Origin of the sequence: Aminobacter sp. J41, from assembly GCF_000526635.1 — a bacterium.
In the GTDB taxonomy this organism is placed as follows: Bacteria; Pseudomonadota; Alphaproteobacteria; order Rhizobiales; family Rhizobiaceae; genus Aerobium.
In genome coordinates, this window is record NZ_JAGL01000006.1 from 12,145 (window position 1) to 25,468 (window position 13,324).

Genomic DNA, 13,324 nt, shown 5'->3' on the forward strand with positions numbered 1-13,324 from the left:
GGACCCGGCCGGACTATGCCTCGGCCTTCGCCTGAGCCTGAGGAGCCGTCTTCGGCGCCTCGAACCTCGGCCGCAGCCGGTCGATCGTGCTGAAGACCACGTCGCGCAGGTCATCGCGCTGCAGCGAGAAGGCGATATTGGCCTCAAGAAACCCTTCCGGCGAGCCGCAGTCGTAGGTCTCGCCGCGGAAGTGATAGCCGAACAGCGTCTGCTCCTTGCCGAGCTTCAGCATCGCGTCGGTCAGCTGGATCTCGCCGCCTGCGCCGCGCTCCTGATTCTCGAGGATGCGGAAGATCTCCGGCTGCAGGATGTAGCGGCCGTTGATGTAGAGGTTCGACGGTGCAGTGCCGGGCTTGGGCTTCTCGACCATCGCCGTGATTTCGAAGCCGGTGTGGATCGACGCGCCCTTGGCCACGATGCCGTACTTATGCGTTTCGTCCGGCGAACATTCCTGCACGCCGATGACGTTGTTGCCGGTCTTCTGGAACAGTTCGACCATGCCCTTCATGCAGCTCTCTTCCGAGCGCATGATCATGTCGGGCAGGAGTAGAGCGAACGGCTCGTCGCCAACGAGGTCACGCGCACACCATACGGCATGGCCGAGACCCAGCGGCTCCTGCTGGCGCGTAAAGCTGGTCTGGCCCGGAGCCGGCTGCATCGACCGCATGCGCTCCAGCTGATCCAGCTTTCCGCGCTGCTCCAGCGTATCGTACAGCTCGAACTGGACGTCGAAGTGGTCCTCGATCACCGCCTTGTTGCGGCCCGTGACGAAGATGAAATGCTCAATGCCGGCTTCCCGGGCTTCGTCCACGACATACTGGATGACCGGACGATCGACGACGGTCAGCATTTCCTTCGGCGTCGCCTTGGTGGCAGGAAGGAAACGCGTACCGAGTCCAGCAACGGGGAATACGGCCTTACGGACTTTTCTCATCGACTTTGATTACCCAATAGTTGCGCCGCATCAGCGGTCCTAAGTGACATTTTCACGCCTGGATTGAAAATTATTGAATAGATGGGAACGGGGGGACCCCTCCAAAATAGGTAACGCGTCGGAGGAGCCTTCGGTTGCATTCGCTAGGTAAGCGTTAGGGTAAACACTTTCCTAACCTCGATGGCAGATGAATGGGCCAGCCAAGCGAAAAGGAGGCACGGATGATCTCTCGCATGATGGCAAGCCGCTTCGTCAACACCGGCCGCGCGCTGTGTCTCGCGCTGTCGCTGAGCTTGCCTGCAACTGCTGCAATTGCTGACGCACAGTTCCAGCGTTGGGTAGGCCAGTTCCGCGCCACGGCACTGAATAGCGGCGTTTCCCGCAACGTGTTTGATCGCGCATTTGCTGGCATCACCGCCCCCGACCCCGAAGTTTTGCGACTCGCGACGAGTCAGCCGGAATTCACCGCGCCCGTCTGGCAATATTTTGACAATCAGGTCAACGAGCAGTCGGTTACGACCGGACGCCACATGGCGAAGCAGCACCGCCGCACGCTCGACGCGATCGAAAAGCGCTTCGGCGTCGACCGCCACATCCTGCTCGGCATCTGGTCGATCGAGTCGCGCTATGGCGAGGCGCTGGGCAATCCGCGCGTGATGCGCAACATCGTCTCGTCGCTGGCCACCCTCGCCTACGCCGACAAGCGCCGGCAGAAATACGCCACGCAGCAGCTGATCGCCGCCCTGAAGATCGCCCAGAACGGTGACGTGTCGATCAACCAGCTCACCGGCTCGTGGGCAGGCGCTATGGGACACACCCAATTCATCCCGACCAGCTACCAGGCTTGGGCCGTCGATTTCGACGGCAACGGCCGGCGCGACATCTGGAACTCGATCCCGGACGCGCTTGCCTCGGCAGCGAACCTTCTGAAGGACAATGGCTGGCGATCGGGCCAGACCTGGGGCTACGAGGTTGTGCTCCCGGCCGGCCGAAAGTTCCCGTCCGGGCGCATGACGCTTGCGCAGTGGCAGGCGATTGGTGTCGTGCGCGCCAACGGCAAGCCCTTCCCGCGCCCGAACGATCAGGCCGAGCTGAAGGTCCTCGACGGCCGGGATGGCCCCGCCTTCCTGGTCCTGCACAACTTCAACGTTCTCAAGCGCTATAACAGCTCCGACCGCTATGCACTGGCCGTTGCGCTGCTCGCCGACCAGATCGCCGGCTATCCGGCACCGACCCGTGACTGGAACCGGCCGTTCACGCGCCTGACCTTCGCCGAGACGCAGGAGTTGCAGAAGCGGCTCTCCGCGCACGGCTATTACAATGGCGAGATCGACGGGCGCATCGGTTCAGGCTCGCGGGAGGCGATCAAGGCGCTCCAGGGACGGCTGGGCATGCCGCAGGACGGCCACCCGAGCAAGGAACTGTTGACGCGGCTCAGGGGTCAGTAGAACCTGACCGCAGATGATCAGAGTGACGGGGCCTCTGTGCCCCGTCAATCGTCAGGAAGGTTCGCATGAAACTGCCCGTCGCAACGCTGCTGTTTTCCGCGCGCCTCCTCTGCATCCTGCTGGCGCTGTGCGTGATTCCCGTGGGCGAGGTCTCGTTTGTCGGCGCTGCCCATGCGCAGGAACAGCGCCAGGGCGTCGGCCTGCTGCGCTTCTTGTTCCAGCGGCGTGAGCCGCCGCGTCAGGAACGCGTCGCCCCGCCGACACGCCAGCGCCGCGCGGCCGAACCGGCGAAGCGGCGCTCGACGCCCGCCGCCCCTCCCCCGGAACCCGTCATCGAGAAGGTCGAGAACGCGAAGCGCGTGCTCGTCGTTGGTGACTTCGTCGCATCGGGTCTCGCCTCCGGATTGGAGGCCGCCTTCGCACAGAATCCAGACGTCGCCGTGGTCGACAAGACCAATGGCTCCTCCGGCCTCGTGCGCAGCGACCACTATGACTGGCCGGGCAACATCGCTTCGGTGATCGATGCGTCTACCCCCGCCGCCGTCGTCGTGATGATCGGCGCCAATGACCGCCAGCAGATGGTGGTCGGTGGAACCCGCGTCGAACCGCGCACGGATGAGTGGACGGCCGAATATGAGCGGCGCGTCACGGCACTCGCGAAGGCCGTGCGCGACAAGGGCCTGCCGCTCTTGTGGGTCGGCAACCTGCCCTACAAGTCCCCGTCGATGACTTCGGACATGGTCGTCTTCAACGACATCTACCGCCGCATCGTCACCGACGCGGGCGGCGAGTACATTGACGTCTGGGATGGCTTTGTCGACGAGGCCGGCAATTTTGCCGCTGCGGGCCCCGACATCAATGGCCAGCCGGCGCAGCTGCGCTCGAGCGACGGCATCAACGTCACCCGCCAGGGTCGCCGCAAGATCGCCTATTATCTGGAAAAGCCGCTGGGCCGCCTGTTCGGTCTCGGCGGTGCGGTGCCCGAACCCGGTGTGCTGCAGCCAGAAGGCGTGCTGCCGCCGGCCGTCGAGGACGGCACGCCTGCCGTGATCGACCGCACGCCGCCCATGCCGATCGAGGATCTGGCGACGGAAGGTTCGGAGCTTTTGGGAGCGAGTTTCAAGCCGGGCATCGATGAAGCGAAGAGCGATGCCGACCGGCTGAGGCTGGAAGGAATTGGGCCCGCCCCCCGGAAGGGACGGGCCGATGATTTCTCACTGCCGGATGCCGCTGCAGCTTCGAAGGAAACGACCTCCGCGCTGCCGCCAGCGCGTTAGCGCGGCAGGACGGTCGCGCCCATCAGGTCCTTGTCGATTGCGTGCGCTGCCTGGCGGCCTTCACGGATCGCCCACACCACCAGCGACTGGCCGCGGCGCACGTCGCCGGCAACGTACAGCTTGTCGATGTTGGTGCGGTAGTCGAGATCGTTGGCCGCGACGTTGGTCGAACGGCGCGCATCCACCGTCAGGTTCAGCTTGCCGTCGAGCTCCTGCACCACGCCGCTCTTGATCGGACCGGCGAAGCCGATGGCGATGAAGGCCAGGTCCGCCTTGATGACGAACTCGGTGCCCTCGATCGGCTTGCGCTTCTCGTCGACCTGGCAGCACTTCACGCCGGTGAGGTTGCCCTCGTCGTCGCCGACGAACTCGAGCGTCGCGACCTGGAACTCGCGCTTTGCACCCTCGGCCTGCGAGGAAGAGGTGCGCATCTTCGTCGCCCAGTACGGCCAGACGGTCAGCTTGTCTTCCTTCTCCGGCGGCTGGGGACGGATGTCGAGCTGCGTCACGCGAACCGCGCCCTGGCGGAACGCGGTGCCGACGCAGTCCGAGGCGGTGTCGCCACCGCCGACGACCACGACGTGCTTGCCGCCGGCCAGGATCGGCTCGGACGGCCACGCGACCGACTGAATGTCCTCGTTGCCGACGCGGCGATTCTGCTGAACGAGATAGGGCATTGCATCATGGACGCCCTTGAACTCGACACCCGGAATGCCGGCCGGACGCGGGGTTTCGGAGCCGCCACAGTAGAGCACGGCATCGTACTCGGCGAGCAGCTCCTCGACCTTCTTGTCGACGCCGACATTGACGCCGCAGAAGAAGGTGACGCCTTCGCCTTCCATCTGGCGGACGCGGGCGTCGATGTACTTCTTCTCCATCTTGAAGTCGGGAATGCCGTAGCGGAGCAGGCCGCCCGGGCGCGACTCGCGCTCGTAGACGTGTACGTCATGGCCAGCGCGGCCGAGCTGCTGGGCAGCGGCCATGCCGGACGGACCGGAGCCAATGATTGCGACCTTCTTGCCGGTCTTCTCGGCAGCCGGCTGCGGCGCAAGATAGCCGGTCTCGTAAGCCTTGTCGGCGATTGCCTGCTCGACCGTCTTGATCGCGACCGGAATATCCTCGAGGTTCAGCGTGCACGCTTCCTCGCACGGGGCGGGGCAGACGCGGCCGGTGAACTCCGGGAAGTTGTTGGTCGAGTGCAGGTTGCGGATCGCCGCATCCCAGGCGCCGTTGTAGATCAGGTCGTTCCAGTCGGGGATCTGGTTGTGGACCGGGCATCCGGTCGGCCCGTGACAGAACGGAATGCCGCAATCCATGCAGCGCGCCGCCTGCTTCTCCACTTCCTGATCCGACATCGGGAGCGTGAACTCCCGGTAGTGCCGAATGCGATCGGACGCCGGCTGATACTTCTGCACCTGCCGGTCAATTTCGAGAAAACCCGTAACCTTGCCCATCTTGATACCTTGGACCTTGCGTTCGACCCTGCGCTTTCGTGGCGGCAGCCGGTCGTGCGTAGTTGTCAACCAGTGGCGGGACCGGCTCTCGGCCCCGCCGCGAAGGGCCGCTCATTCGCGACCCCGACAATCAGCGCGGACGCGCCCCAGGTTTCAGAGACGGCGGTACGCCCATCGTGAAGAGCTGCCCGATCATGCTGCGGCCGCTCCCGAACGAAGACGCTCCATCTCCAGCAGGGCGCGGCGGTACTCGACCGGCATCACCTTGCGGAACATCGGACGGTACTTCGCCCAATCGTCGAGAATTGCCTTGGCGCGGGTCGAACCGGTGTAGTGGAAGTGGTTCGAGATCAGCTGGACAAGGCGCTCCTCATCGTGGCGGGTCATGTCACCCGATACGTCAACGCGGCCCATGTGGGCGATGTCACCGCCGTGGTGGTGCAGCTTCTCGAGCATGTCGTCCTCTTCAGGAACCGGCTCGAGTTCGACCATCGCCATGTTGCAGCGCTGGGCGAAGTCACCTTCCTCGTCGAGCACATAGGCCACGCCGCCGGACATGCCAGCCGCGAAGTTGCGGCCGGTCTTGCCGATGACGACGACGATGCCGCCCGTCATGTACTCGCAGCCATGGTCACCCACGCCTTCGACGACAGCGATCGCACCCGAGTTACGGACGGCAAAACGCTCGCCGGCGACGCCGCGGAAGTAGCACTCGCCCTCGGTCGCACCGTAGAGCACGGTGTTGCCGACGATGATGGACTCTTCCGGCACGATCCGGGTGTTCTCCGGCGGACGGACAACGATCCTGCCGCCCGAAAGACCCTTGCCGACATAGTCGTTGCCGTCGCCGATCAGCTCGAACGAGATACCGCGTGCAAGGAACGCACCGAACGACTGGCCGGCGGTACCCGTGAGACGCACCGAAATGGTGTCGTCACGCAGGCCCTTGTGGCCGAAGCGCTTGGCAACCTCGCCCGACAGCATCGCACCGGTCGAACGGTCGACGTTGCGGATCGGCAGGTCGATCTCGACCTTCTGGCGGGCCGTCAGCGCCGGCTGAGCCAGCTCGATCAGCTTGCGGTCGAGCACGTCCTCGATCGGGTGCTCCTGGCGCTTGGTCCAGTAGGTCTCTTCCTTCGGCGCCTGCGGCTTGAAGAACAGACGGCTGAAGTCGAGGCCCTGGGCCTTCCAGTGATCGATGACGGCCTGCTTCTCGAGAATCTGGGACTCGCCAATGATCTCGTTCAGCGAACGGTAGCCCATCTGCGCGAGCAGCTCGCGTACTTCCTCTGCAACGAAGAAGAAGTAGTTGATGACGTGCTCGGGCGTGCCCTTGAAGCGCTTGCGCAGGACCGGGTCCTGGGTCGCAACGCCGACCGGGCAGGTGTTCAGATGGCACTTGCGCATCATCAGGCAGCCGGCCGCGATCAGCGGAGCCGTCGAGAAGCCGAACTCGTCGGCACCCAGCAGCGCACCCACGATCACGTCGCGACCGGTCCGCAGACCGCCGTCGACCTGCAGCGCGACGCGCGAGCGCAGGCCGTTCAGGACCAGCGTCTGGTGCGTCTCGGCAAGGCCGATTTCCCACGGGCTGCCGGCATGCTTGAGCGAGGTAAGCGGCGAAGCCCCGGTACCGCCGTCATAGCCGGAGATCGTGATGTGATCGGCGCGCGCCTTGGCGACGCCAGCCGCAACCGTGCCGACACCCACCTCCGACACCAGCTTGACCGACACGTCGGCCTGCGGGTTGACGTTCTTCAGGTCGAAGATCAGCTGCGCCAGGTCTTCGATCGAGTAGATGTCGTGGTGCGGCGGCGGCGAAATCAGGCCGACGCCCGGAGTCGAATGACGGGTCTTGGCGATGGTCGCGTCGACCTTGTGACCCGGGAGCTGACCGCCTTCGCCGGGCTTCGCACCCTGCGCGACCTTGATCTGCATCATGTCCGAGTTGACGAGGTACTCGGTCGTCACGCCGAAGCGGCCCGATGCAACCTGCTTGATTGCCGAACGCTCCGGATTCGGAGAACCGTCCGGCAGCGGCAGATAGCGATCCGGCTCCTCGCCGCCCTCGCCCGTGTTCGACTTGCCGCCGAGGCGGTTCATCGCAATTGCGAGGGTCGTGTGTGCCTCGCGGCTGATCGAGCCGAACGACATCGCACCGGTCGAGAAGCGCTTGACGATCTCCGAGGCCGGCTCGACTTCCTCGAGCGGCACCGGCTTGCGTCCCTCTTCCTCGGCAAGCTTGATGTGGAACAGGCCACGGATCTGCTTGGCGCGGGCGTTCTCGCCGTTGATCTGGGTCGAGAACTCCTTGAACGTCGACCACGAGTTCTTGCGAACAGCATGCTGAAGGCTTGCCACCGCATCCGGCGTCCACATGTGGGCTTCGCCACGCATGCGGTACTGGTATTCGCCGCCAACCTCGAGTGCGTGCGACAGCACCGGATCGTTGCCGAACGCGTCGCGATGACGGCGCACAGTCTCAGCCGCGAGGTGCTCGAGGCCAACGCCTTCAATCGTGGTGGCAGTGCCGGTGAAGAACTTGTCGACGAACTCCTTGGATAGGCCAACCGCATCGAAGATCTGCGCACCGCAATAGGACTGGTAGGTCGAGATGCCCATCTTGGACATGACCTTCAGGATGCCCTTGCCGATCGCCTTGATGTAGCGGGTGACGACTTCCTCAGCCTCGACTTCCGGCGGGAACTGGCCCTTCGCGTGCATGTCGAGCAGCGTGTCGAATGCAAGGTACGGGTTGATCGCCTCGGCGCCGAAGCCGGCCAGGCAGCAGAAGTGGTGCACTTCACGCGGCTCGCCCGACTCGACCACCAGGCCGACCGACGTGCGCAGACCCTTGCGGATCAGGTGATGGTGCACCGCAGCCGTCGCCAGCAGCGTCGGAATGTCGATGCGGTCCGGTCCGATCTGACGGTCGGACAGGATGATGATGTTGTAGCCACCGGCCACCGCGGCTTCCGCGCGCTCGCACAGACGCTCGATCGCCGCCGGCATGCCTTCGGCACCTTCGGTTGCCGAGTAGGTGATGTCGATCGTCTTGGTGTCGAAGCGGTCTTCGGTGTGGCCGATCGAACGGATCTTCTCGAGGTCGGCGTTCGTCAGGATCGGCTGGCGAACTTCCAGACGCTTGCGGCGCGACGTGCCGACAAGGTCGAAGATGTTCGGGCGCGGTCCGATGAACGAGACCAGGCTCATCACCAGCTCCTCGCGGATCGGGTCGATCGGCGGGTTGGTGACCTGTGCGAAGTTCTGCTTGAAGTAGTCGTAGAGCAGCTTCGGCTTGTCCGACATCGCCGCGATCGGCGTATCGGTGCCCATCGAGCCCACGGCTTCCTGTGCGGTCGTCGCCATCGGCGACATCAGGAACTTCAGGTCTTCCTGCGTGTAGCCGAATGCCTGCTGGCGATCGAGGAGCGAGACGTCCTTGCGCAGCTCGCGCGGTGCTACCGGCTTCAGTTCCTCCAGGATGAGCTGGGTATTCTTCAGCCACTGCGCGTAGGGGTGCTTGCCCGCGATCTCCGACTTGATCTCGTCATCGGAGATGATGCGGCCCTGCTCAAGGTCAATGAGCAGCATGCGGCCGGGCTGCAGGCGCCACTTCTTGACGATCTTCTCTTCCGGAACGGTGAAGGCACCGGCTTCCGACGCCATGATGACGCGGTCATCGTCGGTGACGACATAGCGGGCCGGACGCAGGCCGTTGCGGTCGAGCGTCGCGCCGATCTGCTTGCCGTCCGTGAAGGCAACGGCAGCCGGACCGTCCCACGGCTCCATCAGTGCCGCATGATACTCGTAGAACGCCTTGCGATCGGCAGACATGGTCTTATTGCCGGCCCAGGCCTCCGGGATCAGCATCATCATCGCGTGCGCCAGCGAGTAGCCGCCCTGGTATAGGAACTCCAGCGCGTTGTCGAAGCACGCGGTGTCCGACTGCCCCTCGTAGGAGATCGGCCACAGCTTCGAGATATCGTTGCCGAACAGCTCGGAGTCGACGGAAGCCTGGCGCGCAGCCATCCAGTTGACGTTGCCGCGCAGCGTGTTGATCTCGCCATTATGCGCAACCATGCGGTACGGGTGCGCCAGCTTCCACGACGGGAAGGTGTTGGTCGAGAAGCGCTGGTGGACGAGGATCAGCGCGCTCTCAAAGCGCGGGTCCGACAGGTCCTTGTAGTAGGCGCCGACCTGGTAGGCGAGGAACATGCCCTTGTAGACGATCGTGCGCGAGGACAGCGAGACCGTGTAGGCACCTTCGTCGCGCTCGCCAGCCTCGGCAAACAGACGTGCCGAGATGACCTTGCGCAGGATGAAAAGACGACGCTCGAACTCTTCCTGAGTTGCAACGCTCGCGCCGCGTTCGATGAACACCTGACGGTGCACCGGCTCGCTGGCTGCGATGTCAGGCGCTTTGGAGAGCGACGAGTTGTCGACCGGGACGTCACGGAAGCCGAGCAGCGTCTGGCCTTCCTGAGCGACGACCTCGGCAATGATCTCTTCAACGCGAGCGCGCGCAGCATCGTCGCGCGGCATGAAAATATGGCCGATGGCATAATAGCCAACTTCCGGCAGGGTGACGCCCTGCTTGGCCATTTCCTCGCGGAAGAAGCGATCTGGAATCTGGACGAGTACGCCGGCACCGTCACCCATAAGGGGGTCCGCGCCAACTGCGCCTCGATGAGTCAGGTTCTCGAGCATTGCAAGCCCGTCCCTGACGATCTGGTGCGATTTCGCACCTTTCATATTGGCTATGAATCCGACGCCGCAGGCATCATGTTCTTTTTTGGAGTTGTAGAGGCCGCGCAGCTCAGCTTCCGTTTTGGTAGCCGCCTTCGTCTGCGCGGCTTCCACTCGTGCGGGCGTCACATATGGCATGGTCTGCGTCATGGACCTCTTTACTCCCTATAGATCCCCGTTGTTGGGGTATTCGTCTTTCCGGTTAGCGCAACGCGGCTAGTTCGGCATGGTCGCCGGGTATCTCTCGCGACGAGGCTCGCGAACCCTCACCGGCCATCATACGCGATACCGGCGTGTCGCGGCATGCTAAATAAGACAGCAGTGCTGTCCTAAATTCCCTATGCCATAAGCAGTTTACCCGCACAAGACGGAAACGTAGCAAATCACGGTAGTTTGCGTAACTTTGTTGCACAGGGCGACCACAACCCGCACTTTTCTGTTCGCGCTTGCGGCGTAGAACCGCCTCCGTCACAGTCCCGGCGGATTCGAGAACCTGGAAAACCAGAAATGTTTTTTGCATCAGACAATTGGGCGGGTGCCCACCCCGCGATTTCGGAGAACCTGAGCCGTCATGCAGGCGGTTTTACGAGCGCCTACGGCACCAGTGAACTCGACAAGGCGGTAGAAAAAACCTTCTGCGAGATCTTCGAACGCGAGGTCGCGGTCTTTTTTGTCGCAACCGGCACCGCGGCCAATTCGCTTTCGGCAGCCGCTTTCGCACGCCCCGGCGGCATCATGCTCGCCTACCGCGATGCCCACATGATCACCGACGAAGGCGGCGCACCCGAATTCCTGACCGGCGGCGTGCGTATGGCTGGCGTCGATGGGCCCGACGGAAAGATCGATCCCGACGCGCTTGCAGCCGCAATCCGCCGCTACTCGCCAGGCTCGGTTCACAGCGGCCAGGTGGCCGGCATCTCCGTCACCCAGGCGACCGAAATCGGCACCGTATATTCGCTGGCCGAGCTCGATGCGATCGGCGCGATCGCGCGCGAGAACAAACTCCCGGTCCACATGGACGGCGCCCGATTCGCGAATGCGCTGGTCTCGCTTGGAACCACCCCCGCCGAGATGACCTGGAAGCGCGGCATCGACGTCGTCTCCTTCGGCGGCACCAAGAACGGCTGCTGGTGCGCCGAGGCTGTCGTCTTCATGAATCCGGAGCAGGTTCGCGACTTCCCCTATATCCGCAAGCGCTCCGCGCAGCTCTTCTCCAAGTCGCGCTTCATCGCCGCGCAGTTCGAGGCTTACCTGAAGGACGGCGTCTGGCTCGACAGCGCCCGTCATGCGAATGCGACGGCTAAGCGTCTGGCAGATCGCATCGCCAGCTCGAAAAACGCGCGGCTTGGCTGGAGCGTCGATGCCAACGAGCTGTTCCCCATCATCCGCAACGAGACGGTGAAGAAACTGCAGGAAGCCGGCGCCGCATTCTATCCCTGGCCGACACCGGCTCACCTCTCGGCCCAGGTTGGACCCGACGAGTCGCTGGCACGCCTCGTCACCAGCTTCGCGACCACCGAGGAAGAGATCGACCGTTTCGCCGACCTGCTCGGCTGACAAACGAAGGCGGCGCCCGATGGGCGCCGCCAGTGCTTTCCCTCAAGTCCTGAGGCAGCGGATTAGGCCGCTTTCGCCTCGATCTGACGGGTAGTCGCCGGTGCGGCAGCAATCGGGATGCGGCGCGGCTTCATCTCCTCGGGGATGTTGCGCTTGAGGTCGATGTGCAGCAGGCCGTTCTTGAGCTCGGCGCCGATCACCTCCACGTGGTCGGCAAGCTGGAAGCGACGCTCAAAGGCGCGCGAAGCGATGCCGCGATGGAGATATTCGGCCTTTTCGTTCTGCTCCTCGGTCTTCTCGCCCTTCACCGTCAGCACGTTGCGGTGGGCCTCGATCGACAGATCATCCTCCGAGAAGCCGGCAACGGCCATGGAGATGCGATAGGCATCTTCGGCAGTGCGCTCGATGTTGTAGGGCGGATAGCTCTGGCCGCTATCGGGCTGACCAAGGGAATCGAGCATCGTGAAGAGGCGATCAAACCCGACGGTCGAGCGGTACAGCGGCGAAAAATCAACGTGACGCATGGTTCTGTTCTCCTGTTGAGCAACAAGTTTCGCGTTTGGCCGGCTGGAATCCATTTGAGGCACTTCCGGTTGGCCAGCGGCCCCGTCATCGGCGACCGCACCCAACATTTGGGAACCGCAAAACGGCCTTTCAAGACCCCGCAAAGGCTTGATGAACGGCGGATGAACCGCTGCTTCGGACAGCGTTCAGGAAGGCCGATGTAACCTTTACCCAGCATCGAACAAGCGGCCTCCTCCCCCTCCCCCCAGGGGCCGCCTACGAGGCGGGCCGGATGCATCGTCCCTTCCATCCGGTTCGCGAGAAGGCCGGAAGTTGCGAAAGCTCTTCCGGCCTCCCCCCGCCTCTCGGGCGGCAAAGAAATCCCTTTGCAATTCGCGGTGCCGCTTCCTATCACGAAGCATGCAATTCTCGCGCGGGACGGAAACGCACGCCATGGACGGAAGCCTGTTCGAGACGCCGGACAATCCTGTGCCCGGCGGGGCGGTCAGCGGCATGCTGACCATGCCGGACGGCAAGCGCATCCGCTATGCTCGCTTTCCCGCGACGGGCCGGCCGTTGCTCGGCACCGTCGTCATCGTTCCCGGTCGCAACGACTTCATCGAGAAATATTTCGAGACGATCCGCGACCTTGGCGCGCGCGGCTTCGGCGCGGCCATCTTCGATCTGCGCGGCCAGGGCGGTTCCGACCGCCTGCTGCACGATCCCAACCGAGGTTTCATCGCCGACTTCCAGGACTATGCCAACGACCTCGGGCCGTTCTTCGACGATGTCGTTCTGCCTGATTGCCGCGGTCCCTACTATCTGCTGGCGCATTCGACCGGCGCGCTGGTGTCGCTGCTCGCCACCCGGCACCTCTACAACCGTGTCGAACGGATGGTGCTGCTGGCGCCGCTGCTCGGCTTTCCCGGCCAGTCCTACACCATGCGCAAAGCCGCGCCGATCTCGAGCTTCCTGCACGCAATCGGCCTTGGTTCAATGTACGTGCACGGCGGCAAGCCCAACGGCGTGCCCCCCTTTGCAGGCAACCCGCTCACCAGCGATCCACAGCGCTACAAACGCAATGCCGAGATTGCCACCACCCACCCGGCGCTATGCATCGGCGGCGTGACGGCGACATGGGTGCGCGCGGCAGGCGAAGCCATCACCCGCGTCAATGATCCGGAATTCCTGGCGCGCATCCGCATCCCGATGCTGCTCGTAGGCGCAGGCGACGACACCGTCGTCAGCACCCCTGCCATCGAGGAATACGCTCGCAAGCTGCGCACCGGTTCGCTGGTGGTGGTCGACGGTGCGCGGCACGAGCTGCTGCAGGAAGCCGACGTCTTCCGCGAGCAGGTGCTCGCCGCCTTCGACGCCTTCATCCCTGGCAGCGAATGATCC

8 protein-coding genes are annotated in these 13,324 nt (G+C 63.8%); 4 read left to right on the forward strand and 4 right to left on the reverse strand.

Annotated features, from left to right (window positions below; translation table 11 throughout):
• Positions 1-13 precede the first annotated feature (13 nt).
• Positions 14-934: a UTP--glucose-1-phosphate uridylyltransferase GalU gene (gene galU / locus L630_RS0106195; protein WP_024847405.1), complete on the reverse strand. Its 921-nt coding sequence runs from the start codon at positions 932-934 to the stop codon at positions 14-16.
• A 221-nt stretch (positions 935-1,155) separates the two neighbouring features.
• Between galU and L630_RS0106200 the strand changes: the two genes are divergently transcribed.
• Complete coding sequence (locus tag L630_RS0106200; RefSeq protein ID WP_024847406.1) at positions 1,156-2,382, forward strand: lytic murein transglycosylase; 1,227 nt, start codon at positions 1,156-1,158, stop codon at positions 2,380-2,382.
• Between the two features lie 65 nt (positions 2,383-2,447).
• Positions 2,448-3,659: a DUF459 domain-containing protein gene (locus L630_RS0106205; protein WP_051473111.1), complete on the forward strand. Its 1,212-nt coding sequence runs from the start codon at positions 2,448-2,450 to the stop codon at positions 3,657-3,659.
• Here L630_RS0106205 and L630_RS0106210 read toward each other — a convergent pair.
• Both L630_RS0106210 and gltB read right to left on the reverse strand, forming a co-directional pair.
• Positions 3,656-5,113, reverse strand: a complete 1,458-nt coding sequence (locus L630_RS0106210; protein WP_024847408.1) for a glutamate synthase subunit beta — start codon at positions 5,111-5,113, stop codon at positions 3,656-3,658. The genes L630_RS0106205 and L630_RS0106210 overlap by 4 nt on opposite strands.
• 192 nt (positions 5,114-5,305) lie before the next feature.
• Complete coding sequence (gene gltB / locus L630_RS0106215) at positions 5,306-10,012, reverse strand: glutamate synthase large subunit (protein ID WP_024847409.1); 4,707 nt, start codon at positions 10,010-10,012, stop codon at positions 5,306-5,308.
• Between the two features lie 357 nt (positions 10,013-10,369).
• Here gltB and L630_RS0106220 point away from each other — a divergent pair, with 357 nt between their 5' ends.
• On the forward strand, positions 10,370-11,419 hold the full coding sequence (locus L630_RS0106220) for a low specificity L-threonine aldolase (RefSeq protein ID WP_024847410.1): 1,050 nt from the start codon (positions 10,370-10,372) through the stop codon (positions 11,417-11,419).
• Positions 11,420-11,481: 62 nt separating this feature from the next.
• Here L630_RS0106220 and L630_RS0106225 read toward each other — a convergent pair whose 3' ends face one another.
• On the reverse strand, positions 11,482-11,943 hold the full coding sequence (locus L630_RS0106225) for an Hsp20 family protein (RefSeq protein ID WP_024847411.1): 462 nt from the start codon (positions 11,941-11,943) through the stop codon (positions 11,482-11,484).
• A 433-nt stretch (positions 11,944-12,376) separates the two neighbouring features.
• Between L630_RS0106225 and L630_RS21070 the strand changes: the two genes are divergently transcribed.
• Positions 12,377-13,321 carry an alpha/beta hydrolase gene (locus tag L630_RS21070; protein WP_034329533.1) on the forward strand — a complete coding sequence of 315 codons (945 nt, stop codon included), beginning with the start codon at positions 12,377-12,379 and terminating at the stop codon, positions 13,319-13,321.
• The last annotated feature ends 3 nt before the right edge of the window (positions 13,322-13,324 follow it).

Bases quoted from the DNA above. Each gene is read 5' to 3' on its own strand.
- L630_RS0106205 (WP_051473111.1), top strand. From the start codon at position 2,448: ATGAAACTGCCCGTCGCAACGCTGCTGTTTTCCGCGCGCCTCCTCTGC.
- L630_RS0106200 (WP_024847406.1), top strand. From the start codon at position 1,156: ATGATCTCTCGCATGATGGCAAGCCGCTTCGTCAACACCGGCCGCGCG.
- L630_RS0106220 (WP_024847410.1), top strand. From the start codon at position 10,370: ATGTTTTTTGCATCAGACAATTGGGCGGGTGCCCACCCCGCGATTTCG.
- galU (WP_024847405.1), bottom strand. From the start codon at position 934: ATGAGAAAAGTCCGTAAGGCCGTATTCCCCGTTGCTGGACTCGGTACG.
- gltB (WP_024847409.1), bottom strand. From the start codon at position 10,012: ATGACGCAGACCATGCCATATGTGACGCCCGCACGAGTGGAAGCCGCG.
- L630_RS0106225 (WP_024847411.1), bottom strand. From the start codon at position 11,943: ATGCGTCACGTTGATTTTTCGCCGCTGTACCGCTCGACCGTCGGGTTT.
- L630_RS21070 (WP_034329533.1), top strand. From the start codon at position 12,377: ATGGACGGAAGCCTGTTCGAGACGCCGGACAATCCTGTGCCCGGCGGG.
- L630_RS0106210 (WP_024847408.1), bottom strand. From the start codon at position 5,113: ATGGGCAAGGTTACGGGTTTTCTCGAAATTGACCGGCAGGTGCAGAAG.